Here is a 25,677-nt window from a genome sequence, read left to right as displayed (position 1 = left end):
GGATCATCTTCGCGCACTAATGGTCTAATTCCAAGACCTTTTAGGAATATGTATAAGTTGGTGCCATGGGCAAGAGCAAAGACGACAGTCCCGAGGGGGCGCTGGACATGCCTCTGGCCGCTGTTAGCAGGGCCGATGAAATCACCGACCGCCTAATCACGGCGATCGCTGTGGGCGAGTACTTGCCAGGCGCGCGCTTGCCCTCGGAGCGGGATCTGGCCAAATCCTTGCACGTTGGAAGAATGACGGTTCGCGCCGCCATCGGCCGGTTGGTTGATCAGGGATTGCTGTCTACCCAACGCGGCCGTGCCGGCGGGTCGTTCGTCCGGGAACAATGGACGGCGGTGTCCAACGCCTCGGTGCAGAGAACACTCTCGTCCCGCTGGGAATCATTGCGCGACACCTGCGAGGCTATGGTCCATCTTCATGGGGCAATCGCCCGAGCAGCAGCGGAGAACCGAACCGACGCTGATACTGCTGTCCTTCGGGAACGGCTGGAAGCCTACCGCGTGGCCGAATCGGGCAGCGCCTCCCAGAAGGCCGACGCACGGCTCCACATGGCTATTGCCGAAGCCGCCCACAACCTGACCCTGACGCGGATTCTCCTGGAACTCGAGGCCCAGATCGGGCTCGCCGCTCCCGCCCATCTCTGGGGTTTCGCTGAGGGAATGCGCGAGATGGAGCTCCGCGCGCTGGCTGATCATGAGCGGCTCGTTGATGCTATCTGCGCGCAGCGCCAGGCGGAGGCGGGAACGATCGGCCTTACGCATGCACGGATCGATATCGAGCTGCTGGAAGCCGCGTTGACCCGGGCCGGCTCCAACTAGTCAGGCCGTAATGATCGGGGGACCGGCCGTGGACGCCTGGGGCGGCCAGCATGCGGTGCTTCCGGCCAGGCTCCGCGTGGGAAGTGCGGTTGCGGTTCCGCTGTCCCTCTTGTTGACCGCGCTGGCCATTGTCATCGCGCTGAGCTGAGCCCTGCCCTTGATGGCTGTGCTGATACTGAGGTCACGCCAGTGGTCCAGTGCCGCTGCACGCCCTGCACGCCCTGCACGGTAGCGGCGCCGGTGCTGTGACGGCCCTCCACGCAACAGGCGGGGGTCCCGGAGGAACCGCCTACTTGCCCGTCCGCGTCGGCTTGGCCGTCGGCGTCGGCTTGGCCGTCGGCGTCGCGGACGCCGTCGCGGGAGCTGACTGGAGCTGGGTGGCGGTGAGTTTCATCCACGGGGAATCCGGGGCGCCCTCGAGCATGGCCTGGGGGCTGTCGGACTGCGTCCACCACTTGGCCTCGAAGGCGTAGCCGTCGAACAGGATCCGCGAGCCGCGCTGGTAGACCGTTTTGGCGGACCAGTCCGGGTAGGTGCCGGCCGGGATGGTCGTCCGCGGGCTGGGCCGGTCTCCCGGCAGTACCGGGCCGATCAGCTTCCACGGGGCGGCGGCGCCCTGCACCACGGGATTGTCCGGGCTGTCGCCCTGCGTCCACCATTTGGCTTCGTAGACGTTGGCGTGCCACACCGTACGGTCACCGACGACGTAACGCGCGGCCTCGTTCCAGACCGGGTAGGGGCTGGTCGAGGGGTCGTCGGTGGCTGTGGCCGTCGGGGTGGCGGAGGCGGACGGCGCCGGAGCTGCGGCCGACCCCGTGGGAACGACGTCGGCGCCCAGGACGGTGGCGAAGGAGGCGTCGCCCTGCTTGACGCCGCTGCAGCTGTCGGAAACCTTGGTGACGTCCGGGTAGTTGCTCCCGCAGGTCCGGTCGCGGTTGAGCGACCACATGGAAACCCGGCCCACGCCCTTGGATTTGGCATAAGCGTTGAGGGCGGCGGCGTCGTCGAGGGTAAAGATCTCCCCGGCGATGTCGTTCTGTCCGATCATGGGCGTGATGCCGAGCTTGCGCCACGCCGTGTCCGTGCCGAGGTCCTCGCCGTTTTTGCGGAACAGCGACTGCAACTGCGCGTGCGCTGCGTCGGCCGCGGAAGCGGACGCCTGGTACATGCTTTGGCCGGCGGCCTTGCTGCCGCCGAAGTCCATGGTCATGATGTTCACGCCGGCCAGTTGGACGCCGGCGCCCAGCGTGCGGGAGACGAGGTCCCGCCCCGCCTGCGTCAGGCCGGCCGGGTCCGCCGGGAGGGTCAGCCACACGTCGAGGTTCTTCCCGCTGTCCTTGCGGTCCTGCTGGAGGGCGGCCACGGCTTTGGCGCGCCGGTCGATGGACGCCGTATCGGAGAGTGCTGCCCCCTCCACGTCAAGGTCGATCGAGCGCAGGTCGTAGCGTTCGACGACTTCGCGGTAGGCGCCGGTGAGCTTGTCGGCGTCGGTGCACCCGACGGCCAGTTCGTTATTGCTCAGGCCGCCGAACGACACGGCGACGGTACCGCCCACCTGGCGCAGCCGGGCGATGCGACGGTCCAGGTCCAAATCCGTTTCGGCCTGGGCAAGGCTGTAAAAGGCTCCCCACGACGGCGCGCAGGGATCCTGTTTGTCCGAAACAATGAAGGACAGGACGGCGCCCCTGGCCTCGGGGCTGGCCGGCGATTCGAACGCAAACCTGGGCGTGGCCGTCACATCGACGTAGCCGGAGAACACCGAGGGGATCGAGGACGCTGCGTTGGCGTCCTGGAATGAGCGGAGCCCCAGATACGATCCGCCCGTGAGGGCCACCAGCACCAATACAAGAATTCCGAGCCGCAGTTTAGAGAGACGGCGCCCGGGAAAGCGGTTCGACACAGATATACCCCAATGCTTGTCAAAGTGTGGTGCCCCAACCCCTCCACGCGGATTCGCGGCCAAATATTCTGCCGCTGGCCAGGTGATAAAGCCGGGGGACAAGTTATTTGGGGTCGTGCGCTTAGTATAAGGGCAGGTCGCACCCCAAATTGACGGGAAGGGCGGCCTGACGTGTGTCCGCTGGGGGTGCACATGATGTGGATGGGGATGCATGTCTGACCTCTTGACCGTTCCGCGGCCTGACGACACTACGGCCGACGAGCAGGCAACGAAAGGCCGCAAACGCCAATGGGGCGCGGAGCGCCGCTCGGAACCGCTGGCGATCGTGCATCCGGAGCCCTCGCGCCGGAAAATCATCCTGGGCCGCGTCGGCATCGTGGTGACGGTGCTGGCCTGGGCAGCGTACGTGGTGACCACGGTGCTTAGGGCGCTGATCAACGATCCGACGGCGGGCTTCCGGTTCCGTGCGGAGGCGGTTTCTTACGTCGTCGTCGTAACATTCCTGACTTTTTCGGCGCTGATGTACCTGCTGGCCCGGCAGGGCGCCCTGAACCGCTTCCGCGAGCACCGCCGCGTTCCCCGCGGGGAGCTGGACCGCCACTTCGCCGATTACGAGGAAGCGGTCACGGTCCTCGTACCTTCCTATGCCGAAGAGCCGCAGGTGGTCCGGGCCACGCTCTGGTCAGCTGCGCTGCAGGAATTCCCCGATCTGTCCGTTGTCCTCCTGCTTGACGATCCGCCGTTCCCCACGGATCCGGACGACCAGGAGCGGCTGCAAGCCACCCGCGACCTCGCAGCCGGCATCACCCGGACGCTCAAAGAGCCGTCCGATCGCTTGAACGCCGCGAGCGACGCCTTCAACCGGCGGACCGGCGAAGGGAAGGCCGGCGGGGAGCTGCCCGCGCTGATCGAGGAGTACGAGTACGCCGCCGGCTGGCTTGAGGGGATGGCCGAAGCGGAGCGGGTTGAAGACCACGTCGATGAATTCTTCGTGGATCTGGTGCTGATGGGCCTGGCCCGCGAGCTGCGGCTGGTCCTGACTGCCCTGTATGCCGCCAAGGCGCAGGGTGCCGAACCCGAGCCGGCACGCATGCGGGAGCTCTACGCGCGGCTGACCTGGATCTTCAACGCCCGCGTTTCGACCTTCGAGCGCAAGAAGTATGCGAGCCTGTCGCACGAGGCGAACAAGGCCATGAACCTGAACTCCTACCTGAGCCTCATGGGGCACCGGTGGCAGAAAGAACAAACGGCCGACGGGACAGTGCTGCGGCCGGCGCTTAAATCCGCCGCCGACGACCTCGTGATCGAGGACAGCACCTACGTCCTGACCCTCGACGCCGATTCGCTGCTGCTGCGGGACTACTGCTTGCGCCTGGTCCACTTCCTGGAATCTCCCGGCAACGAACGGGTCGCCGTCACGCAGACGCCGTACTCCTCGTTCCGCGGCGCCCCGACGCGCATCGAACGGGTCGCGGGAGCCACCACCGATCTGCAGCACATCCAGCACCAGGGGATGACCCGGTACGGTGCCACCTTCTGGGTGGGCGCCAACGCCGTGATCCGCAAGATCGCGCTTGAAGACATCGTGGAAATTTCCTCCGAGGGCGGCTTCGAGGTGCGGACCTACATCCAGGACCGGACCGTCATTGAAGACACCGAATCCAGCGTGGACCTGGGCCGCGAAGGCTGGGACCTGGTCAACTATCCCGAGCGTCTGAGCTACAGCGCCACACCCCCGGACTTCGGCTCCCTAGTGGTGCAGCGCCGCCGCTGGGCCAACGGCGGGCTGCTGATCCTGCCGAAGCTGTGGGACACCATCCGGCACCGCCGTGGCCTGGACAAGGAGGTTCGGGCGCGTGAAATCATGCTGCGCGTCAACTACATGGCGTCCCTCACCTGGGCCAGCTTCGGGCTGCTTTTCCTGCTGGCCTACCCCTACGACAGCCGGCTCCTGAGCCCCCTGGTGTTCGCCGCGGCGCTGCCGTACTTCCTGGCCATGGGCAGCGACCTGCGCGAGTGCGGCCACCGTTTCAGCGACATCTTCCGGATCTACGGGTTCAACCTGGTGCTGATGCCGGTGAACCTGGCCGGCGTGTTGAAATCGCTGCAGCAGGCGCTGACCGGGGACAAGATCCCGTTCGCGCGCACCCCGAAGGTCAAGGACCGGACGGCCGCCCCGGCGCTTTTCGTGATCGCGCCGTACGCGATCGTGGCGTTCTCGCTGTTTACGGTCTACCGCGATTTTATGCAGCAAAACTGGACCAACGCCGCCTTCGCGGCCTTCAACGCGGTCATGGCCGCGTACGCGATCCGCGCCTACATGGGGATCAGGAACTCGATCGTGGACATCTTCCTCGGTGTGCTGAACTGGCTCTACGTCAAGCCGAAGCAGGCCGCGCCGGCACCGCCGCAGATCATTCCGAAGTCCCTTGAGGAGGTCGACTGGGCGTCGATCCTGTACCACGGCGACCGCCGCCTCAACCGTGACCTGCGCGGCAAAAAGGACCGGCGCAAGCGGGCCGGTGTCCGCTGACTACCGGTTTTCTGCCAGGGCCGTGCCGTGTTGCCGCCGTTCACGGCACGGCCGCGCCTAGACTTGGCCAGATGATGCCAGAACCAATGCTCGCTGCCGACGGGAAGAACTCCCTGCGCATCAGCGACGGCATCCTTGAGTCCGTCTGGACCCCCGGTTCGTTCGTGGACGTCGACGACGCCCGCGATGCCATGAGCGCCACGGAACGGATCAGCCAGGGCAGGCGGCTGCCGATGCTGTCCGTCATGACCGACGTGGAGATCAGCGCCGCCGCTCGGTACGAGTTCGCCAAGTCGGTCGACGTGGTTGCGATTGCGGTCCTGGGATCGAGCGCGGTGGACCGTGTGGTGGCCGCCGCGACCAGCCGGGACACCCGGTACCCGCACGAATTCTTCACCTCGCGGGTAGACGCCGTGGCCTGGCTTAACAGCTTCCTCGACAGCCCGGAAGCGGACGTGCTTCCGGAACAGTCCGCAGCCATAACTCCCTAGGCTGACCCTTGCCGGGACTGCTACTGTCCGGGTAAGAGCGGCATCACAGCAACAGCTTCAGTTGTGAGCGAGGGAATCAGCATGACGGTTGCCGAAATCCAAGTCGACCAGCGCGTAATCGGCATCGACTCGCGGCGCTTCGCCTCGGTGGAGAAGGCGCTGGTGGAGCTGATCACCAACAGCGACGACAGCTATGCCCGGCTCGAGAAAACCGGCGCCCCCGTGAGCGGCAGGATCCAGGTGCGGTACGAGCGGCACCTCACCGGGGCCGTGTTGATGGTCAGCGACCAGGCCGAGGGTATGTCCTTCGAGCAGGCCGGCCGGATCCTCAGCTACGGCGGCGCGCACAGCCCGCTCGCGCGCGGCCAGGGCGACGGCCGCGGCTACTTCGGCCGCGGCCTCAAACAGGCGATCTTCGGCCTGGGCCACGGCTGGATCGAGACCATCCAGGCCGGGCGCTTCACCCGGATCGACGTCTTCCGCGGGCAGAACGGCCGCTACCTTTACGACGACGGCGGGGAGGACCGCCGCGCGTTCCCGGCCGACTACGCCCGGCTGGGCATCGACGAAGCACCGGCCGCCAGTGGCACCCGGGTGAGCATCGCCGTCGACAATCCCCGCGTCCGGATCACCCAGTACAGCACCCTGCTGCAGTCCCTCTCCGACAACTTCTACCTGCGTGCGGTGCTGGACCGACGGAACGTGGAGCTGGAGCACGGGCAGCCGGGCTCCGGCGGGAACGGCCGCGACCCGGTCCGGTTCCAGGAACCCCCGGCGGACCTGTTGCTGGGCCCGGACCAGCCGGGAAGCGTCAGTTTCGAAGGCCAGGCGTATCCGTTCTCCGTCACGCTCAAACGCGCCACCGACACCGAGCTGACACTCAAAGGCGACGAACGCACCAACGGACTGGTGGTGCTCTCCGGGAAGGCGGCCCTGGATTGCCAACTGTTCGCGTTCGAAAACCAGGTGGGCACCGAGTACCTTTTCGGCTCCGTGGCCTGTGACGCGCTGACCGGGATGCTGGGCCGCGGCCGGGCGATCATCAGTGACGAGCGCGAGGGCCTGAACCTCCGGGACCCCTTTGTGGCAGCGTTCTCCCAGGCCGTCAGCCGGATGATCGCCGGGGCCGTGCAGGCAGAGAAGGAGAAGCTCACACACCTGGAACGGGCCACCACCTCCGGCCGCACCGCCGAGATGATCGAGCAGCTGCTGCAGCACATGAGCGAGGCGGCCGTCGTCGACCTCGGGCTGGAAACGGCGCCGGTGCCGAGCGGCGGCGACGGCGGCGGCCTGCCGGCGGGGGAGCGGCCCGCGGCGCTGCGCTTCACCACCCCCTTCTACTACCGCCCGCCGGGGCACCCGTTCCATGTTTCCCTGCTGCTGGACCCGGCGCAGTTGCCCGACGGCGGGACGCTCACCTTCGAGCTGGAGCTGCCCGGCTCGCTGCGGATCGACCCGGAACCTGTCCCGGTCGCCGTCGGCGCGCTGGGGGATACGCGGCGGCTGGAATGGGCCGTGACCGGGGAGCAGCCCGGTGAGCGGGGGGAGCTCACCGTCCGGGCCGGCGACTACTGGGCGCTGTGTGAAATTGTCATCGCCGAGCACGCTTCGCAGCACAGCGCCGACCAGCCGCCGCACCCCGCGGTAGCCGCCGTTGCGGCCGCGCAGCCCTCGGCGCCGCACCGGGACGCCCGCCGCCCGAGCCGGGACCACGGCGTCGACCTCTTCACCGGCTACGAATTCCGCAGCCTGCACAACAGCGCCGACCGCGCCGTGTACAGCGCCGAGGACCGCAAGGTCATCATCAACACCGCCGCGCCGACCGTGCAGCTGTACGTCGACGGCCGAGGACGGTTCCGCGATTCGGCCCGGCTGCTGCTGGCCGAACTCTTCCTCGATGTGATCGCGGACGAGCTCGCCAGGCGCCGCGCCGAACAGCACGGCCACGCCGGAGACCTCGAGGCATTCAAGAGCGCCAAGCGGGACATCATCCGCCGCTACGGCAGCGACATCCACCGGACGTTCCTGGGCTGAGGCGGAGGCCCATTGACACTCCGCCTCGAAGGGCGGAGGCCCGTCTCCATCGCCGGCGTTCAGGCGGTTTCTCGCTGAACCACCCAGCCCGGAAATTCCGGCTCGGAAGTAGAGCTCCGGCCCTCTAAGGCGGCTAGCGCACTGTCCGCCCAAAAAAGTGCAACCTTGTCGAAATCGAAGCCGATCGTGGTGATTCCCAGCTTCGCGATGGGCCGGTCTCCCGTGCCGATGAGGCCGAATCCCTCGGGGGAGAACTTGATCGATGAAGCGTTGAGGACGAACGCAGCGAGCTCGTCTGTATGGGCTATTACACCTGTGATGGGGTCATCAACTCGGAACCATGCCTCATCTAACTCGTGGACCGCTTCGATGCCGTATTCCAGTTTTGCTTCCAGAGGCGGCTCAAGGCCGTGCTCTGCGCAGAACTGTTCTATACCCGCCCGGCGGTATTCGATTATCTCGCGGGGGACGAAGTGGGCAGGCTGCAAGTACCCAAGCCTTCGGTGCCCCAGACGCCAGAGGTGCTCGGACTGAAGCTTGCTGATCCCGCTCAGGTACTCGAACATCCGCGCGTCGGTATAGCTGATTCCGGCCGCCCGAAGCGCCCTCGAGTGCTGGTCCTTTAGGGTGCCGAAGACCATTACGATGGCTGGTCGCACCTCTGACCAGAGCGACGTTAATGGCCGGACGGTATCTGAATGGCTGTGTATGACCAAGATGTACCCGCGGTCGGCTAGTAAACGATTCAGCGCCTCCATTCCAGCCGAAAATGTTGGGCCCATGTCCCAGTCGGGCACTAGCGCGAGAACCAGCTGGTTCCTACCGGCCCGGAGTGCCTTTGCTGCCGCGTTTGGCGTGTAGCCAAGCTCTTCAGCGGCAGCCAGAACGCGGTCCCGTGTCGCTGAGCTGATGTGCCTGCCTGGGGCGTCGTTCAAAATGTAGCTCACAGTTGTTCGCGAGACATTGGATAGCCTCGCCACGTCTGCGCTAGTGGCCGGCTTGCTTACCCGGGCTGTCATGCGCCTCCTTCTTGCTCAGCTCTGTGTCATGCGGGGCCCCGCGGAGAAAGTTTGCTCAAATCCTTGCGGACCTGTTGGGACGATTGTACGGTAGTGACACGTGCCACTAAGTGACACGTGTCACCGGTTCTACGGATCGCCGTGCTCCCCTCATCCTCGTTTTGGAAAGGTCAATGATGTCCTCCCCAACTGCCCACGCCGCGCCCGCGGTCAAGCGCTTGTCCCCCGGCGCCAAAAAGGCCATAATCGCTTCCTCTGCCGGCACGCTCATCGAATGGTACGACTATGCCCTGTACGGTGCGGCCGCCGGTCTAGTAATCGGACCGCTGTTTTTCCCCGGCGGTAACGCGACGACTGCCACCCTTGCAGCTTTCGCTACCTTCGCCGTCGGTTTTGTTGTGCGACCGCTCGGCGGCATCTTCATTGCCCATCTGGGCGACACGATCGGCCGCAAGCCCGCCATGATCCTCACCATCATGCTCATGGGATTCGCCACGGTGGCCGTGGGCCTCCTTCCGCCTGCATCTGCCATCGGCATCTGGGCGCCGATATTGCTCGTGTTGTTCCGAGCACTTCAGGGATTCGGTGCTGGTGCAGAGCTTTCGGGCGCTTTGACGGTGGTGTCCGAATTTGTGTCGCCGAAGCGACGAGGCTTGGTCACCGGCCTCGTTAACGGCACTGCCGGTGGCGGCGTTCTGCTGGCTACCATCGCCTTCACAATCGTCATCGGCCTGCCTAAGGACGATCTCCTGGCATGGGGCTGGCGAATTCCATTCCTGCTATCGGCCGTTCTGTTCTTCTTGGCCCTCTACATCCGCAAGAGCCTTGATGAAACCCCCGAATACCGCAAAGCAATGGAAACCCAGGGAGGCGAGGGCAAAAAGCGCGTTCCATTCCTGGAGGTATTCCGGCTGTACCCCCGGAATACAATCGGCGCTATTCTGCTGTGGACCGGCCATAACTGCAACAATTACCTGGCGAACGCCTTCGCACTGAGCTATCTCACGGGCACCGTCGGAATGGACCGGGCTTCTGCCCTCATGGCAGTCATCATTGCCGCGCTGAGTACCGTCGTCATGACGCCCTTGATGGGAATGCTCGGAGACCGGATTGGCTACCGCAAGGTCTACCTGGGTTCAATGATCTTCTGCGTATTCTGGGCCGTCCCGTTCTTCCTGATGCTCTCCTCGGGTAACCTCGCCATCAGCATTCTGGCGCTGGTCATCGGCTACGGCGGTGTCACGGGCGCCACGAACGGCGTCGGCGGCGCCCTCAACGCCAATATGTTCCCGGCTAGGTACCGCTACACCGGGATCGCCGTTGGCAAGGAAATCAATGCCGCCCTGATCGCCGGCCCCACGCCATTTATTGCTACCGCACTCATCGCCGCTAACGGCGGTCAAATCTGGCTCGTTTCACTGTTCAGCATCATTTGCAGCCTTGTCACGATTGTCGCAGTCATTGCCGTCGGCAAGTCCGTTGGCGATGCCCCGGTCCATGAGGACGAAGAGGCCCCGGCAGCAGTCGAAGCCCGCGTCTAAGCGATACAACCAGAAAGAGTAAAGATGGCCCACCTGAAGCGACAAGTCCCGAAGATCAAAGACTTCGCACCGCTGCTCAAATTCAAAATGCCGGAGGCAAACCCAACTACCCGGCGACTGTCTAACGCTCACACCATCGCTGACCTCCGTCGCATCGCCAAGCGACGGACTCCAGCCGGTCCGTTTGACTACACGGACGGAGCTGCCGACCACGAGGTCAGCATCGAACGGTCGAGGCAAGCCTTCCTTGATGTGGAGTTCCAACCCGGCATTCTCCGGGACGTGACCAACGTCGATATGACGACGACGGTCCTGGGCAAGGTTTCTGCTCTTCCTTTCGGGATGGCGCCCACCGGCTTCACCCGGATGATGCACTCTGCGGGCGAGCGGGCGGTGGCGTCGGCGGCGGCCAAGGCAGGAATCCCGTACTCCCTGTCTACGGTGGGAACGACTTCGATCGAAGACGTGGCGGCAGCAGCACCCGAAGGCAGGCGATGGTTCCAGCTCTATCTCTGGAAGGATCGCGAACTCTCAGTAGATTTGATCAACAGTGCGGCAAGGGCCGGCTACGACACCCTCATCATTACTGTTGACGTGCCCACCACGGGAAATCGGGTCCGCGATTTGCGAAACGGCATGAGCATTCCCCCGCAATTGACTCTCAAGACGCTGCTGGACGCCTCGTATCGACCGGAATGGTGGATCAACTTCCTCACAACTGAGCCATACTCGTTCGCTTTCGACCGTACTGGCGGCGGATCACTGAGCGACCTGGTGTCCACGCTTTATGACTCCAGCGTCACCTTCGAGGATCTCCGGTGGATGCGTGAGATTTGGAAAGGCCAGCTGGTTGTCAAGGGCATCCAGACGGTCGGCGACGCCGAGCGAGCCTTTGAACACGGCGCCGACGGCATTGTGGTATCCAACCACGGCGGCCGGCAACTGGACCGGGCGCCGGTGCCGTTCCACCTTCTACCGCAGATTGTTGACCGGGTCGGCGACCGCGGAACCATCATGCTCGACACTGGCATAACCAGTGGGGCAGACATTGTCGCTGCCATAGCTTTGGGCGCGGATTTCACTCTGATAGGCCGGGCATATCTCTACGGCTTGATGGCCGGAGGTGAAGCCGGCGTCAACCGCTGCATCGAGATCCTCTCGGCAGAGATCGAGCGCACCATGAAACTGCTTGGGGTCACATCGATTGGCGAGCTCAACCGCGACCATGTCCGTGCCCTTACGCGGTCCGTTCCGATTGCGAACGCCTGATGCGACAAAGGTTGCGTGAAGGCTCCTTATTGGGATCGTTTGTGAACATTCCACATCCGTCGTCGGTGGAGATTCTGGGCCGGGCGGGGTTCGAGGTTCTGTGCCTTGACTCCGAACACTCAAGCTTCGACATGAAGGAGATCGCCGAGGGAATCAGGGCGGCTGAAGTCGCGGGCGCCTTCCCCCTTGTGAGGGTCGCTGGCATAGGACCCCAGATCAGCCAGGTGCTGGACGCCGGCGCCGTCGGCGTCGTAGTGCCTCGGGTCTCCTCGGCGGAGGACGCCCGGGCGGCCGCGGCACTCGCGTGCTTTCCTCCCCATGGCGAACGCGGGGTGGGGCTGGGGAGGGCAGGTGCCTACGGTCAAGACTCCCGCTATTGGACGGATCGTGATCGTGGAAGCTATGTCATTGTTCAAATCGAAACGGCAGCAGGACTTGCCTCCGTGGACTCGATTTGCGCCGTGGCGGGCCTCGACATGGTCATGGTCGGGCCCTTTGACCTTGCGGCGTCGATGAACGAGGAAGTCTGGTCCGAAACGCATTCCGAGGCCGTCGGGGAAATCCTCAGAACGGCGCGAAGCCACGGGCTGGCAACGTGCTTGTTTGTGACCTCGCCGGGACAGCTCTCGGAATTCTCGTCTCTTAAGGTAGACCTTTTTCTCCTCAGCTCCGATGTCCTGATGCTCGCTCAGGGAGCGGCGCTAATGGTCAGGCAGTGAAAACGAGTTGAGCCACCCTGCCAAGAGCCGCGGCTCAACGCAACCACTCGAACCCCCAACCAAACTCACCAGACCGGAGACAGAAATATGCTCATAGGAAACGTCGACAACCGGGCCTTCCTGATCCTGAAAGCACATGACCAGATTCTTGGCCTCGACATAGAAGAGTCGAGCGGAGGGCGCTTCAGTTCCCTAACGTCGGAGCTGCTGGGCGATTGGGCTCAGCTCAAAGATTGGGCCGCTTCGGTGGATTTCCAGGGGGAAGACGCGCGAAGCCTGAGCGCCAACGAGCTTCAGGCCCCGATCGCTTCCCCGCACCAGATTTTTGCCATCGGTATGAACTACAAAGACCATGCAGAGGAGGTCAACTTAGCCCTGCCCACTACCCCCGCTGTCTTCACGAAGTACGTGTCGTCTCTCACCGGCGCCGTGGACACCGTTGAGTTGCCCAGCGAATCTGTGGACTGGGAAGTCGAATTGGTAGCTGTGATAGGCACGGGCGGCCGAGACATTCCCGAAGGCTCTGCGCTAGAGCATGTGGCCGGCTACATGGTGGGCCAGGACCTCTCGGACCGGGAGCTGCAGTTCGCGGGTGGCGGCGCACCCCAGTTCTCCATCGCCAAGTCCTATAAGGGCTTCGCTCCCACCGGCCCCTGGATCACCTCGAGCGATGAGGTCGCTGACCCGGGCAGCTTGTCCATGTCATGCTCCCGCGGCAACCAGACACTTCAGCAGGGGACCACCAAGAACTTGGTGTTTGGCCTTCCCCACCTGATCCATCATCTTTCGTCAATTGTTGAGCTTTATCCGGGGGACCTCATCTTCACGGGTACACCCGACGGGGTTGGTTTTGGCCGTTCCCCCCAGCAGTATCTTGTCCCGGGTGATGAGCTTGTCAGCTCGATCGAGGGTTTGGGCGAGATCCGCCAACATTTCGTGGCGAGAAACGGAAAAGTAGCCGGTCCGGCGGCCTAACTGAACTGGCCTGCGTGGCCCAGCATTCAAGTGCAGCCTGGGGCGGGAATGTGCCCGCCCCAGGCTCATCTCAAGGCCGCTCGGCCCCTCCCACTTTTCAAAGCTGACGTTTCTAGCTAGTTTTTCGCATCGGCCGAGAAGGTCTCGTTCACAGGTAGCTCCGGACACTCGCACGCAGGGCTTCTGTGTGCTCATAGATCTCTTCCAGGGAGCTGATCGGCACGCGGGTTTCCTCTTTGTCACTCCCGAAGAGGCCGATGTACTTCTGAGCCCTGTTGAAGTGGAGCCGCGCGATCGGCTTGCGGTTGTTGTCGTCGAGAAGCACTGCGAAGTACGACTTGGCGTCGCGCTGGGAAATGCGGGCCGGCTTCACCTCGCTGCAGACGATGGCGCGAACGATCTGGTAGCCCTCAATTTCCTCCAGAGTTGTTTCGATGCCATCCGCTGCTTCCAGATCGGCCTCTGCGACGGGGGCGCTGGTAACCGTCGCCGCAGCGGTGGCCTCGTCGTTCTGCGGGAAGCCGGGTGCGCCGAGAGCCTTTTTCAGGCGTTCGTTCACCTGATCGTTGAGGAACTGTTTCGAGGCCTTCGCAACAAGGGCGGTGAACTGTTCCCGGACTTTTTGCGTGTAAGCGCCGGTGTATACGCGGCCGGTCAGGAACTTGACCCATTCATCTTCTGGCTGCTTGAACTGTGCAGCCAGCGTCCTCTTGAGCTCGCCGATGTATTTCAGTTCGCCGGCAGCATTGATGATCGAGTCGAGGTCGAAGACGTCCTTGGAGAGCTTCTGCAGTTCGGGGATGAGCGTCTCATCGATGTCGTTCAGGTCGAGGACGAGGAACGGCTTAGCGTCCATGCGGTTCGGTGCGTCCAGATCTGTGAAGAACTGATAGACCTCGCCATTGGTCAGGATTGCAATCCGCGCGTTGGTGACTGCGAAGTAGCGGAACAGCTGCGAAGCGTGCTCAATCTTCACGGGCTCCGTCGATTTTTTGCATTCAATCAGGATCTGGACTTCGCCGTCTTTGACGATTGCGTAGTCAATCTTCTCGCCTTTTTTGAGGCCGACATCCGCGATGAACTCAGGAACGACCTCCATCGGATTGAAGACGTCGTAACCGAGAATCGTGGAGATGAAAGGCATCACGAACGCATTTTTCGTTGCCTCTTCGGTTTGAATTACCCCTCGCTGCTGGCGCACCTTTGCTGCCAATGCCGAGAGTTTTTCTGCGAATTCCATACGTCCCCCTGAAAAAATGATTGTGCTGACAATCTAGCGCAGCCCACCGACAGACGACGGCATCTCCCTATTGGAGCTGAGGCCATGTGTTTCAAGCCTTATCTGGGCTGCGCCGCAGCCAACCCATTGACACTCCCTCGCGGCGGGCCTATCCTACAACCAAATGGTTGTAGATCAGTCGAGCGATGAAGCGGTGGACCGCCTGTTCCAGGCCTTTGCCGACTCCACCCGCCGGGACATTGTGCGGCGGGTGACCGTGGGGGAGTACTCGGTCACCGGGCTCGCCGCGCTCTACGCCATGAGTTTCGCCGCCGTGCAGAAGCACGTGGCGGTGCTGGAACGCGCTTCCCTGGTGACCAAGGAGAAGCGCGGAAGGGAGCAGATTGTGCGGGCCAACCACGACGGGCTGCAGAAGGCCCGCGGCCTGCTCGATGAGTACGAGGTGATCTGGCGGCAACGGACCGAACGGATCGCCGACCTGTTGGCCGAAACGGATCCGCAGTCGGGCCAGCGAGCGGCCGGCAGGGCAGAAACCAGCGAAACAGAAGGATAGGAAGGGTTGATCATGACAGTCATTAGTTCAGTCAAGAATCTTGAAGCGCTCAGCCTCAGCGTCGTCGCGGAGTTCGATGCCGGCGTCGAGCGTGTCTGGCAGATCTGGGAAGACCCGCGCCAGCTGGAGCGCTGGTGGGGCCCGCCCACCTGGCCGGCTACCTTCGAGAAGCATGACTTCGTCCCGGGCGGGGCGGCCAGCTACTACATGACCGGACCCGATGGGGAGAAAGCCCGCGGCTGGTGGCGATTCGTCACCATCGACGCCCCGCACAGCCTCGAGTTCGACGACGGCTTCTCGGACGACAACGGCGACCCGGTGGCGGAGATGGGCGCGATCCACGGGACCGTGACGCTGGAACCGATCGGCGACCGGACCCGGATGACCGTGCTTTCCACCTTCGAGACCGAGGAGCAGATGGAGAAGATCGTCGCCATGGGCATGGAGGAAGGCATGAAGGGGGCCCTGGGCCAGGTCGACGCGATCCTCGCCGAGCACGCCAACGCCTGACCGAAGGGCGAACGAGACACAGCGTTAAACAGAAGGACGACGCCGGGGCGGGCCCCGCCGTCGTCCTTCCGCTTGTTGCAGGCCGGTTGGCCGCCTGCTTAGTTGTTGACGGCCGCGTACAGGTTCAGGCTGGCCGAGAACACCAGCCACGAGACGTACGGCAGCATCAGCACCCCCGCCGTCGTGCTGATCGGTCCGAAGTGCAGCACGGCCACGGTCGCAAACACGGCATGGGCAGCAATCAGCAGCAGCGCCAGCCACAGGGCCGCGGTGCCTATCATCGGGTACAGGCCGAAGAACATCAGCGGCCACGCCAGGTTCAGCAACAGCAGGGCGGCGTAAACCTTGAGCGCATCCCGGCGAGGGAAGAGCCGCTGCCGCCACACCAGCCACGCCGCCACCGCCATGGCCGCATACAGCACCAGCCAGGCCGAACCGAACATCCACCCCGGCGGGGTCCACGGCGCCGTGTCCGCGGCCGCGTACCAGGCGCTGTTCATCCTGATCGGCAGGGAGCCCAGCAGTGATACGGCCCAGGAAGCGGCCAGAAAGCCGATCAGGGCCGCAATCTGACGCCGCCGCGGGCCGGTGCCGGGGGCAAGGGTGCCCGGGGCGCTTTGTTCAACGTTCAAGGGCACTGAATCACTGTGGACAACCGCGGACCCTTCCGTCAAACTGCGACGTCGGAACTGCCCCCCGCCGGCCTATCCGGGGGACGCTGCCCCGGTTAGGCTAACGCTGTCAGAGCCGACCACGTCTGGAAGGACAACATGGGCAACGAAGCTTCATGGCAGGAAACCATCACTCCGGGGCGTTTCGCCGGTCAGACCGTCATCGTCACCGGGGCCGGCTCCGGCATCGGCCTGGCCACTGCGCTGCGCGTCGCGAAGGAGGGCGGCAGGGTCATCGCGGCGGACATCAGCAAGCAGCGATTGGATGACCTGTTGGCCGAGAACGCCGGCCTGGAGATTGTGCCGGTGGCGGGCGACATCTCCACCGAGGAAACCGTGGCCGCCGTCGTCGCCGCCGCGGGCGGCCGCGTGGACGCCCTCGCCAACGTCGCCGGCATCATGGACAACTTCGCTCCGATCCACGAGGTGGACGACGCCGTCTGGGAGCGGGTCTTCCGGATCAACGTCACCGCATTGATGCGCCTGACCCGGGCCGTGGTCCCGCTGATGCTCCAGGCCGGCACCGGGTCCGTGGTCAACGTCGCCTCCGAGGCCGGGCTCCGCGGATCCGCCGCCGGCGCCGCGTACACCGCGTCCAAGCACGCCCTCGTCGGGCTGACCAAAAACTCCACGGTGATGTACGGGCCGAAGGGCCTGCGCTTCAACGCGGTGGCCCCCGGCGCCACCCTCACCAACATCGTGGCCGACTGGGGCTCCCAGCTGGCCGCCGAGCGCCTCGGCCCGCTGATGGGCGCCAACATCCCCACCCCCACCCCCGCCACCGCGGCGCAGCTGGCAGCCTCGATCACCTTCCTGCTTAGCGATGACGGCACCAACGTCAACGGCGCCGTCCTCGCGTCCGACGGCGGCTGGTCCGCGCTGTAGGTTTCGCCCGCCGAACTCTGGGGGACGCTCCCTCAGGTCTCGCGGATTTCTGGGGGACGCTCCCTCAGGTCTCGCGGATTTGTGGGGGACGCTCCCTCAGGTCTCGCGGATTTGTGGGGGACGCTCCCTCAGGTCTCGCGGATTTCTGTGGGACGCTCCCTCAGGTCAGCTGAGGGAGCGTTTGTCGGTCCGGCGCCTCAGCTGAGGGAGCGTCGTGATTCGCTCCCGCCCGAAGTTCGCGAAATGATGTGGGCATGGAGCACACTGACCAGCAGCCCTGGGTGAAGAACTACCAGCCGGGGGTCCCGGCCGAGATCGAACTGCCCACGGAGTCGCTCGTCGCGATGCTGGAGCGGTCCGTGGCCGAGGCCGGCAGCGCCCCCGCCCTGGAGTTCTTCGGCCGCCGGACCAGCTACACGGAGCTCGGCGAGCAGGTGGACCGGGCCGCCGAGGGCCTGCGCCGGCTCGGTGTCCGCGCCGGGGACCGGGTGGCCCTGATCCTGCCGAACTGCCCGCAGCACGTCGTCGCCTTTTACGCGGTGCTGCGCCTGGGCGCCGTCGTCGTCGAACACAACCCGCTGTACACCTCCCGCGAACTCCGCCACCAGTTCGAGGACCACCAGGCCCGCGTGGTGATCGCCTGGGACAAGGCCGCGGCCGCCATCCGCGAGTTCCCCGCGGACATCGAAATCGACCACGTGGTCTCCGTGAACCTGCTGGAAGCGTTCCCCGCCGTCAAGCGGCTCGCCCTGTCCCTGCCGGTCGGGAAGCTGCGCGAAACGCGGGCCTCCCTGACGGCCCCCGCTCCGGGCACCATGCCCTGGAAGCAGCTTCTGGGCCACGGCCGGATCGACCCCGCCCACCCGCGCCCCTCGGTGCAGGACCTCGCCGCGATCCAGTACACCTCCGGGACCACCGGCCGGCCCAAGGGGGCGATGCTCACGCATTTCAGCCTGTACTCCAACGCGCTGCAGGGCGAGGCCTGGATGGCCGGCGCCGAGTACCGCAAGGAAGTCTTTTACGCGATCCTGCCGATGTTCCACGCCTTCGGCATGACCCTGTACCTGACCTACGGGATCCGCAAGCAGGGCCTGCTGGTCCTGTTCCCCAAGTTCGACCCGGACCTGGTGCTGGCCGCGATGAAGAAGTCGCCCGCCACCGTGTACTGCGCGGTCCCGCCGATCTACGAGCGCACCGCGATGGCCGCGAAGGAGAAGGGCATCTCGCTGCGGTCCTGCAAGTACTGCATCTCCGGCGCCATGAATCTGCCGGACCACGTGGTGGAGCTTTGGGAATCGGTCTCCGGCGGCCTGCTGGTGGAGGGCTACGGCATGACCGAGTCTTCCCCGGTGGCGCTCGGCAACCCGTTCCATCCCACCCGCCGCACCGGCACCATCGGCGTGCCGTTCCCGTCGACCCTGATGAAGGTCGTTGACCTCGACGACCCGGCCGTGGAGGTCCCGCAGGGCCAGCCGGGCGAACTGCTGATCAAGGGCCCGCAGGTCTTCCAGGGCTACTGGAACAACCCGGAGGAAACCGCGAAAACCCTCACCGCCGACGGCTGGCTGCGCACCGGCGACGTGGTGACCGTGGACCCGGACGGGTTCACCACGGTGGTGGACCGGGCCAAGGAACTCATCATCACCGGCGGTTTCAACGTATCGCCCACCGAGGTGGAGGCCGTGCTGCGACTGCACCCGGACGTCCGGGACGCCGCCGTCGTCGGCAAACCGCTGGAGCGCGGCGGCGAACTGGTGGTGGCCGCCGTCGAGCTCGAACCCGGCACCGCGCTGGACGAGGACGCCCTGCGCGCCTACTGCCGCGAGCACCTCGCCGGCTACAAGGTCCCGCGCCGGATCGTCCCGGTCCCGGACCTGCCGCGCTCCATGCTCGGCAAGATCCTGCGCAAGCAGGTCCTGCCGGGGCTGTAGCGATGGGCGACCCTACCGCGATCGACTTCACCTCCGGCGTCCCCCGGCCCGGCGACCTCAACGTGTCCTGGATCCACGGCTCGGAGTCGGCCAAGCACAACACGGACCCGGAGATCCAGGTCCACGCCTACGACGAGCACACCCTAGTGCTGCGCCAGAACATGGCCGTCAATTACGAGGCGCCATTCATGTTCCTGCTTTTCGGCAATACCCGGGCCGTGCTGATCGACACCGGCGCCACGGCCTCCGCGGAGTTCTTCCCGCTGCGCCGCGTGGTCGACGGCCTGGTGGACGAGTGGTTGGCGGCGCACCCGCGCGAGGGCTACGGGCTGCTGGTCCTGCACACCCATCCGCACGGCGACCACGTGGCCGGGGACGCCCAGTTCGCCGGCCGGCCGGACACCCTCGTGGTGGACGCGGGGCAGCAGTCCGCGTGGGAGTTCTTCGGATTTGAGGACGACGGCGGCGCTCACGCAGGCGCCGACGCCGTCGGGAGCGGCAGCGCTGATGCAGGCGCCGCCGGCCGGCTTGCGCGGGTGGACCTGGGCGGACGGGTCCTGCTGTGCTGGCCCAGCCCGGGCCACCACACCGCAGCCGTCACGTTCTATGACGCCTATACCGGCGTCCTGCTCACCGGGGACACGGTATACCCGGGGCGTCTCTACATCCACGACTGGCCGGCGTTTGTCGACACCGTGGACCGGCTCCTCGCATTCTGCGCCGCGCATCCCGTCAGCCATGTCCTGGGCTGCCACATCGAAATGTCACGGGAGCCCGGCGTCGACTACCCGATCTACACCACCTACCAGCCGGACGAGCCGCCGCTGCAGCTGACAGTGGAGCAGCTGCGGGAACTGCGCCGGGCCATCGACGTCGTGGACGGGCGTCCGGGCCGCCACGTCTTCCCCGGCTTCGTGCTCTGCCTCGACGACGCCTGAAGCGCCGGCGCGAGGGCCGGAGCCCCCGGGCGCCTGCGGTCAGCGGCCCCGCAACGACGCGGCCGCGGGAACCCCGGGCGGGAACTCAGGCAGCGCCCCGGCAGGAGTGTGGAAGATCCACAGCGACAGCGCCCGGTAGGCGGCCCAGTCGCCGTCGGTCGCCCGCAGCGACGCGATCTCGGAGCCGTCCGCCTGCTCGGTGGTCCGGATGATCCGCAGCGGGACCGGTGCGGCCTCCGGCAGCCGGAGCGCGACCGTGCCGGAGGCCGGAAGCGTGCCGTGCGGGAACCGGACGGCGGCGCCACCGACGGAAATGTCCAGCAACTCGCCGCAGACGCCCCCGGCCTCCACCGGCGCCGTCACCTCCACCCGGTAGGCGTTGCGGCGCGAGGTCGCGAATTCGACCGCCCGGATCCGGCGCGTGCCCAGGACCAGCACCACGCCGGCCAGCACTAGCCAGGCACCCGAGGCCACCGTGGATCCCGGGCTGGTGCGCCAGGGCACCAGCCCGGCCAGCCCCGCCGCGGCGTAAAGCAGGACCGCGGTGATAAGGACCACCATCACAATCAGGATGCGCGGCGTCCTGCCGCGGAGGCGCAGGTCGGCGGCGCCCTTGGGCGTGACCTGGAACTCCAGGACGTTCCGGGACAACAGCCACCAGAGGCAGGCCAGCCCCACCGGGACGCGGAAGATCCGCAGTGCAAAGGCGGTCGGCCAATGGATTTCGTTGCGCATCAGCTGCTTGGAGCCCCACAGCCGCACGGTGAACATGACCAGGAAGACGCCCAGGAACAGGACCGGGCCGGCGGTGGAGGTCTGGGCCCCGGAGACCATGATCAGCACCGGAATCAGGAAGGCCACCAGGGTGGCGATGCCCTCCAGCCACCACAGCGTGCCGTTGAGATACTCGTGGTAATTCCGCCACGACATCCAGCCCTTCGCGGCCCACAGTTTCTCGTGGACCAGGATCTGCATCGCCCCCATGCCCCAGCGCCGGCGCTGCAACAGGTACTGGTCCGGCGTCGCCGGCGCCAGCCCGACGGCGAGGGTCTGGTGGTGGTACACCGTCCGCCAGCCGCGCCGGATGAGTTTAAGCGTGGTGTGCATGTCCTCGGTGATGGTTTCGGTGGCGACACCGCCCACCTCTTCCAACGCGCTCACCCGCAACAACGACGTCGACCCGCACCAGAACGGTCCGGCGCCGGGGATGTTGCGGGACGCCATGAGCACGTTGAAGAAGGTGCCCTGCTCGCCGGTGATTCCGTCGTCGTCGAACGCGCCGCCGTTGTAGAAGGACTGCGGGCCCTGGATCAGGGCGATCTCCGGGTCCTCGAACCAGCCCAGGGTGGCGGTAAGGAAAGTGGGAAGCGGAACGTGGTCGCAGTCCAGCACGGCAATGATGTCGATGCCTGCGCCGCCCGCGGCCTTTTTTTCCGCGGCCATCAGGCCCAGGGCGTGGTTCATGTTGCCGGCCTTGGCGTGGTCGTGGACGTCGCGGCGGACGTACCGGGCGCCGTAGGCCGCGCACAATTCCTCCACCCAGGGCCGGTCGCCGTCGTCGAGAACCCACGTTTCATGTGCCGGAGCCAGCTCACAGGCCGCGGCCACCGTGGGGGTGAGGACCTCGATCGGCTCGTTGTAGGTGGGGATCAGGACGGCCACACGCATGCCGTTGGGGGCCTCGGCCACGGGCGCCGGGGGGTGGCTGTCAATGTTCCAGACAGACCATGCCTTGAGGACGAGCCCGGCCAGCGGCAGCGCCTCGAACGTCAGCAGAATCCAGGCGATGGTCAGGTTCCACTCGCCGGAGGGCAACGTGAACAGAACGCGCCAGGCCAGGTACAGGACCAGGGCGGCGATGGCCGCGACGCCGCCCACGCGGGCCAGCCGCCGGGACCCGGGCGCTTCCGGGCCGGGTGGTCCCAGCCGGGCAGCCCAGCCGGCAATGCCCGCGCGGGTCAGCGACGTGGCGTCACGCCGCGCGGGGCGAACCGGCGCGGCGTTTGGCGGTGCGGTGTTTGGCGGGGCGGTGGTCCCGCTGGCGGGCGGTGCTTCAAACGGCGCGCTCTCGTCGCGCAACCCTAGGGCCTCACGGGGCACCTGATCTCCCTCAGCTGGATCGGTCGCTTAGATCCGATCATAGCCACGGGATTGGTCACCCAGCCGGGGGCACCGGAATCCTTGCAGAATACTGCGTCCGTGCTGTGGGCCCGGCCGCGGCGGCCGCTGGAAGCTCCCGCGCGAGATGACAGTTCGCGGCAATGTTTGGGCAAAACACTGCCGCGAACTGTTATCTCGGCGCGGACCCCGGCCCTAGGTTGCCCCTACTTTGCCCTAGTGAACCGCGATGGTTTCGGCTTCCTCGGGCCTGACAAAATCGCAGGCGCCCTGGTGGCGGACGGGCAGGGTGCAGGTGCGGCCGGTCGGCAGGTGGACGTTGGCGCAGCAACCGGCCATGGCCACGTCCTCCCGGACATGCGTGACGTGGGTGCTGCTCAAGTCTTGGGGCGGTGCCCCGCCGGTGGCGGGCAGGGGGCTTCCGGACGGGTGGGGCTCATGGCTGTTCACGGCTGCGACTCCTCGGGATCTGCTGGGCAGGAAGGATGCTGTGTTTATCCGAAGGCTCCAGCCTTGCACAGGCGGGTTAAAACCGCGTTACGCCGGTGTTAGGTTCCCGTCTCGCCACGGCCGCGCCTTTTGCCGCCGCCCAGATGTGCGCATACTTTAAGGCAGATCCGCGACTCCGGGCAGCGGGAAGGAGGGTGGCTCATGGGCGACGGGGGACGCTCGGCGTTCAGGCGCCGGGTGGAACGGGCCGCCGAGTTGCGCTCCGTCCGGGCCAGCGGCAGCACGGTCCAGGAGAACGACGAGCTCAGCGCCGCCGAGGAGGACCTCCGGCAGAAACGCGCAAAAGTCGACGACGCCGCGAAGGCCGAGTACTTGATCCGCGACGCCATGGCGCAGGGGAAGTTCGACAACCTCAAGTACGCCGGCAAGCCCATCCCCGGGCTCGGCGAGGTGTACGACCCGGACTGGTGGGTGAAGGGCCTGCTCCAGCGGGAAAACATCACCGGCTTGGGCCCGACGGCGATCCTGCTCCGCACCGAGGACGCCGGACTCGAGACCCGCCTCGACGCCCAGTTCACGGAGAAGCAGGTCCGCGACCTCCTGACCGACTTCAACGCCCGGGTGGTCGACGCCCGGCGGCAGCTCCAGGGCGGGCCGCCGGTCATCACCAAGACCCGCGACGTCGACGCCGAGGTCGCGCGGTGGCGCGAACGCCGGGCAGCGGTGGCTGCCGCGGCGGCCGCTGCTGCGCCCGAACCAGAACCCCAGCGGTCCTGGTGGCGGCGGCTCTGGAGCCGCGGCTAGGCACGGGCGCGGCCAATCATCCCTGGCCGGCCCTCGTCATTCGTGGGCGGGGGGCGGTCGCCTTCGCTGCCGCTTCGTCACCGACCGCTCTTCCTTCGCTGCGAGGCGCCGACGGTTCGAGGCCCGTGTGGGTTTGGGCGCCCGGCGGCGGGCGGCCTCGGGAGCAGGCCTTCCGCCACCAGGGCGGAAAGCTTGGCGAGGGCGATCTCGCGGTTGCGGAGCTGGGAGCGCCGCTCGGAGGCGGACACGGTGATCACCCCGTCGATGAGGTCCGCAATTCATTGTGGCCCCGCAGGCGCAACCGGCGTAGCCTGCGCTTAGGCGCACGCGCCAGCGCGTCGGCATAAGGCGGGCGATCCCCATGAAGATCTTCAGAACCGAAGGAACTAATAACCCGCGGCCGGCGGAGTCGGCCGAACCGGGGCGACCCCACAGTCCACCGTTGCGTCTGGGCGCCTCCTTGGCGTTTGCCGGCGTCGTCGTGTCGCTGGTTGCCGGGCTGTTCCATGCCGATTCCGCCAGCGCGAACGACCACCCGGCGACCTTTGCGGAGTACGCCCGCAGCGACATCTGGACTGCGGTCCACCTGGGCCAGTTCGCCGGCATGGCGCTGCTGATCGCGGGGCTGCTGGTCCTGCTGGTGGTCCTGAAACCGCCGGACGGCGCCCTGGCCTGGACGGCCCGGTTCGCCGCGGTCGCAGCGGGCGCCGCGCTGGTCCTGTACGCCGCGCTCCAGGCTGTGGACGGGGTTGCCCTCAAGCATGCCGTGGACGCCTGGGCTGCCGCCGCTGAACCGGCGAAGGCCGCCCACTTTGCGACCGCCGAGGGCGTCCGCTGGCTGGAATGGGGCATGCGCAGCTACCAGAGCTTCATACTGGGCACGGCCCTGGTCCTCACCGGCGCCGTGGTTGCAGGCACGGGCCGTGTCTCACGGCCGGCCGGCTACCTCATGGCACTCTCCGGGCTGGCCTACGTGGCGCAAGGCTGGATCATCGGCGCGGAGGGTTTCTCTGCCGCGAACGCGGTCCCCACGATTACGGGGATCGTCCTCATCCTCGTGTGGTCCGGGTGGTTGCTGGCCAGCGCCTGGGCGGGAAAAGATTCGAAGGACGGCGCGCGAACGCACGGCGCGCGGTAACGGCGGCGGCCGGGCACGACGGTGGCCGGCCCCGCCGCGGTCGTTACTGCCCCTGGTGGGCGCGGACGGTGCGGGGTGCTTTCGCGAGATTCCCCCGCAGCTCGGCCGCGTTTTGGCGGGCGACGTAGGCCGGGCGGTCCCGTTCCACCCGCCAGCTTTCCGAGAGCGGGCCGACGTTGACGGTGTCGAAGCCGAATTCGTCGTAGAGGCGGGTGACAAGCTCGGCCGCTTCCGGGAAGTCGCTCGCCGTGGCAAGAGCGCGGCGGTTTTCCGTGCCGGCGGGCGTTCCGTCGGTGGTGATGTCTGTGTACATGATGTGGTTGAAGCCCTTGGCCACCTTCGAATCGGGCAGGTGCTCCTGTAGTAGTCCCGAGGTGGTGGCCTCACCGTTATCCAGCGCCGGGAACCGGCCGTCGCGCTCCCAGTAGTAGTTGTTGGTGTCGATCACAATCTTGCCCGACAGCGGCTCGACGGGGATCTCCTTGATATTCTTCAGCGGGACGGTGACGACGGCGAAGTCGGCCGCCGCGGCTGCGTCTGCCGCGGCCGCCGCGCGGGCCTTGGGCCCGAGTTCAGCGACGAGGTTCGCGAGCGTTTCGGGCCCGCGGGAGTTGCTGATCACGACGTCGTAGCCGAGCTGCACTGCCTTCCGGGCGACCTGGCTGCCAATGTGTCCTGCACCGATGATTCCGATAGTTGTCATGTCCGGGCTAACGGCATTGCTGCCCCGGTTATTTCAACGTTCGACGGGGGCGTCCGGACCGCAGCTCAGGGCCGCAGCCAGCCCTGCTCGAAGTCCGGGTGGTCGTAATAGGGCAGCGCCAGGGCCTGCAGGGAGCGTTCCATCCAGTCCAGCGACCGCGGCGCCCAGTGCGCCTCCTGGAGCGAGTCGCTGACCATCGCGGCCAGCGCCGACTGCCGCGCCGCTTCGACGACGCCGATCAGTCGCCGCTTTGCCTCGCATTCGAGCAGCAGCCGTTGTTCGTACCATTCGCCGGATTTGGAGACTGTCCGGTCGCTGAGCAGTGTCCGGGCTGCCGCTTCGTCCTCGGAAATGCGCTCGGACAGAAACTCAACAATGTCCACAAACCGAGCGTACGCGCGGTGGACTGGCTTGGCATCACCGCAGCG

At 66.0% G+C, this 25,677-nt stretch carries 24 protein-coding genes; 16 read left to right on the top strand and 8 right to left on the bottom strand.

Translation table 11 applies throughout. The annotated features are described in order from the left end of the window. Positions 1–65 precede the first annotated feature (65 nt). Both AC1MBE_RS07520 and AC1MBE_RS07515 read left to right on the top strand, forming a co-directional pair. Complete coding sequence (locus AC1MBE_RS07520) at positions 66–827, top strand: FadR/GntR family transcriptional regulator (protein WP_479782049.1); 762 nt, start codon at positions 66–68, stop codon at positions 825–827. A 10-nt stretch (positions 828–837) separates the two neighbouring features. Next, positions 838–975, top strand: a complete 138-nt coding sequence (locus AC1MBE_RS07515; protein ID WP_479782047.1) for a hypothetical protein — start codon at positions 838–840, stop codon at positions 973–975. Positions 976–1,116: 141 nt separating this feature from the next. On the opposite strand, the gene AC1MBE_RS07510 is transcribed toward AC1MBE_RS07515, so the two are convergent. Then, entirely contained in the window at positions 1,117–2,667 is a 1,551-nt protein-coding gene (locus AC1MBE_RS07510) for a chitinase (RefSeq protein ID WP_479782045.1), read from the bottom strand. Between the two features lie 271 nt (positions 2,668–2,938). Between AC1MBE_RS07510 and AC1MBE_RS07505 the strand changes: the two genes are divergently transcribed. The 3 genes from AC1MBE_RS07505 to AC1MBE_RS07495 all read left to right on the top strand — a co-directional run bounded on the left by AC1MBE_RS07505 (position 2,939) and on the right by AC1MBE_RS07495 (position 7,785). Beyond that, on the top strand, positions 2,939–5,260 hold the full coding sequence (locus AC1MBE_RS07505; protein ID WP_479782043.1) for a glycosyltransferase family 2 protein: 2,322 nt from the start codon (positions 2,939–2,941) through the stop codon (positions 5,258–5,260). A gap of 71 nt (positions 5,261–5,331) precedes the next feature. After that, positions 5,332–5,751, top strand: coding sequence for a DUF7793 family protein (locus AC1MBE_RS07500; RefSeq protein WP_479782041.1), 420 nt, complete (start codon positions 5,332–5,334; stop codon positions 5,749–5,751). 81 nt (positions 5,752–5,832) lie between these two features. After that, positions 5,833–7,785 (top strand): ATP-binding protein, encoded by a 1,953-nt coding sequence (locus tag AC1MBE_RS07495; protein ID WP_479782040.1) that lies wholly within the window; start codon positions 5,833–5,835, stop codon positions 7,783–7,785. Positions 7,786–7,844: 59 nt separating this feature from the next. Here AC1MBE_RS07495 and AC1MBE_RS07490 read toward each other — a convergent pair whose 3' ends face one another. Then, positions 7,845–8,804 (bottom strand): LacI family DNA-binding transcriptional regulator, encoded by a 960-nt coding sequence (locus AC1MBE_RS07490; RefSeq protein WP_479782039.1) that lies wholly within the window; start codon positions 8,802–8,804, stop codon positions 7,845–7,847. Between the two features lie 173 nt (positions 8,805–8,977). Here AC1MBE_RS07490 and AC1MBE_RS07485 point away from each other — a divergent pair, with 173 nt between their 5' ends. The 4 genes from AC1MBE_RS07485 (at position 8,978) to AC1MBE_RS07470 (ending at position 13,308) form a co-directional block, all read left to right on the top strand. Then, a complete protein-coding gene (locus AC1MBE_RS07485; RefSeq protein ID WP_479782037.1) occupies positions 8,978–10,345 on the top strand; it encodes an MFS transporter in 1,368 nt (455 codons plus the stop codon). Between the two features lie 24 nt (positions 10,346–10,369). After that, the gene (locus tag AC1MBE_RS07480) at positions 10,370–11,614 is read left to right on the top strand and encodes an alpha-hydroxy acid oxidase (protein ID WP_479782035.1); all 1,245 of its coding nucleotides are present in this window, start codon (positions 10,370–10,372) and stop codon (positions 11,612–11,614) included. 41 nt (positions 11,615–11,655) lie between these two features. Further along, positions 11,656–12,333: an HpcH/HpaI aldolase family protein gene (locus AC1MBE_RS07475; protein ID WP_479782034.1), complete on the top strand. Its 678-nt coding sequence runs from the start codon at positions 11,656–11,658 to the stop codon at positions 12,331–12,333. Positions 12,334–12,420: 87 nt separating this feature from the next. Next, positions 12,421–13,308, top strand: coding sequence for a fumarylacetoacetate hydrolase family protein (locus AC1MBE_RS07470; protein WP_479782032.1), 888 nt, complete (start codon positions 12,421–12,423; stop codon positions 13,306–13,308). A 148-nt stretch (positions 13,309–13,456) separates the two neighbouring features. Here AC1MBE_RS07470 and AC1MBE_RS07465 read toward each other — a convergent pair whose 3' ends face one another. Beyond that, on the bottom strand, positions 13,457–14,548 hold the full coding sequence (locus tag AC1MBE_RS07465) for a type I restriction endonuclease (protein ID WP_479782030.1): 1,092 nt from the start codon (positions 14,546–14,548) through the stop codon (positions 13,457–13,459). 163 nt (positions 14,549–14,711) lie between these two features. Between AC1MBE_RS07465 and AC1MBE_RS07460 the strand changes: the two genes are divergently transcribed. Both AC1MBE_RS07460 and AC1MBE_RS07455 read left to right on the top strand, forming a co-directional pair. Then, a complete protein-coding gene (locus AC1MBE_RS07460) occupies positions 14,712–15,101 on the top strand; it encodes an ArsR/SmtB family transcription factor (RefSeq protein WP_479782028.1) in 390 nt (129 codons plus the stop codon). Between the two features lie 12 nt (positions 15,102–15,113). Continuing rightward, complete coding sequence (locus AC1MBE_RS07455; protein ID WP_479782026.1) at positions 15,114–15,611, top strand: SRPBCC family protein; 498 nt, start codon at positions 15,114–15,116, stop codon at positions 15,609–15,611. 98 nt (positions 15,612–15,709) lie between these two features. Here the strand turns inward: AC1MBE_RS07455 and AC1MBE_RS07450 are convergent, their stop codons facing one another. Beyond that, positions 15,710–16,249: a TspO/MBR family protein gene (locus AC1MBE_RS07450; RefSeq protein ID WP_479782025.1), complete on the bottom strand. Its 540-nt coding sequence runs from the start codon at positions 16,247–16,249 to the stop codon at positions 15,710–15,712. A gap of 132 nt (positions 16,250–16,381) precedes the next feature. Between AC1MBE_RS07450 and AC1MBE_RS07445 the strand changes: the two genes are divergently transcribed. The 3 genes from AC1MBE_RS07445 (at position 16,382) to AC1MBE_RS07435 (ending at position 20,036) form a co-directional block, all read left to right on the top strand. Next, on the top strand, positions 16,382–17,167 hold the full coding sequence (locus AC1MBE_RS07445; protein WP_479782023.1) for an SDR family NAD(P)-dependent oxidoreductase: 786 nt from the start codon (positions 16,382–16,384) through the stop codon (positions 17,165–17,167). A 254-nt stretch (positions 17,168–17,421) separates the two neighbouring features. Further along, the gene (locus AC1MBE_RS07440; RefSeq protein ID WP_479782021.1) at positions 17,422–19,098 is read left to right on the top strand and encodes a long-chain-fatty-acid--CoA ligase; all 1,677 of its coding nucleotides are present in this window, start codon (positions 17,422–17,424) and stop codon (positions 19,096–19,098) included. Positions 19,099–19,100: 2 nt separating this feature from the next. Next, complete coding sequence (locus AC1MBE_RS07435; RefSeq protein WP_479782019.1) at positions 19,101–20,036, top strand: MBL fold metallo-hydrolase; 936 nt, start codon at positions 19,101–19,103, stop codon at positions 20,034–20,036. Between the two features lie 39 nt (positions 20,037–20,075). Here the strand turns inward: AC1MBE_RS07435 and AC1MBE_RS07430 are convergent, their stop codons facing one another. Both AC1MBE_RS07430 and AC1MBE_RS07425 read right to left on the bottom strand, forming a co-directional pair. Beyond that, positions 20,076–22,136, bottom strand: coding sequence for a glycosyltransferase family 2 protein (locus AC1MBE_RS07430; protein ID WP_479782017.1), 2,061 nt, complete (start codon positions 22,134–22,136; stop codon positions 20,076–20,078). 234 nt (positions 22,137–22,370) lie between these two features. Further along, a complete protein-coding gene (locus tag AC1MBE_RS07425; protein ID WP_479782015.1) occupies positions 22,371–22,535 on the bottom strand; it encodes a hypothetical protein in 165 nt (54 codons plus the stop codon). Between the two features lie 270 nt (positions 22,536–22,805). Here AC1MBE_RS07425 and AC1MBE_RS07420 point away from each other — a divergent pair, with 270 nt between their 5' ends. Then, the gene (locus AC1MBE_RS07420) at positions 22,806–23,408 is read left to right on the top strand and encodes a DnaJ family domain-containing protein (protein WP_479782013.1); all 603 of its coding nucleotides are present in this window, start codon (positions 22,806–22,808) and stop codon (positions 23,406–23,408) included. A gap of 361 nt (positions 23,409–23,769) precedes the next feature. After that, positions 23,770–24,546, top strand: coding sequence for a hypothetical protein (locus AC1MBE_RS07415; protein ID WP_479782012.1), 777 nt, complete (start codon positions 23,770–23,772; stop codon positions 24,544–24,546). Positions 24,547–24,589: 43 nt separating this feature from the next. On the opposite strand, the gene AC1MBE_RS07410 is transcribed toward AC1MBE_RS07415, so the two are convergent. Together AC1MBE_RS07410 and AC1MBE_RS07405 are read right to left on the bottom strand one after the other, a co-directional pair. Continuing rightward, complete coding sequence (locus AC1MBE_RS07410; protein WP_479782010.1) at positions 24,590–25,249, bottom strand: NADPH-dependent F420 reductase; 660 nt, start codon at positions 25,247–25,249, stop codon at positions 24,590–24,592. Positions 25,250–25,314: 65 nt separating this feature from the next. Beyond that, positions 25,315–25,632 (bottom strand): DUF6221 family protein, encoded by a 318-nt coding sequence (locus AC1MBE_RS07405; RefSeq protein ID WP_479782008.1) that lies wholly within the window; start codon positions 25,630–25,632, stop codon positions 25,315–25,317. Positions 25,633–25,677: the final 45 nt, after the last annotated feature.

The organism is Arthrobacter sp. BG5 (assembly GCF_056680155.1).
Note: the sequence above shows the minus strand (reverse complement) of the source record. Positions and strands in the feature narration are given on the sequence as shown.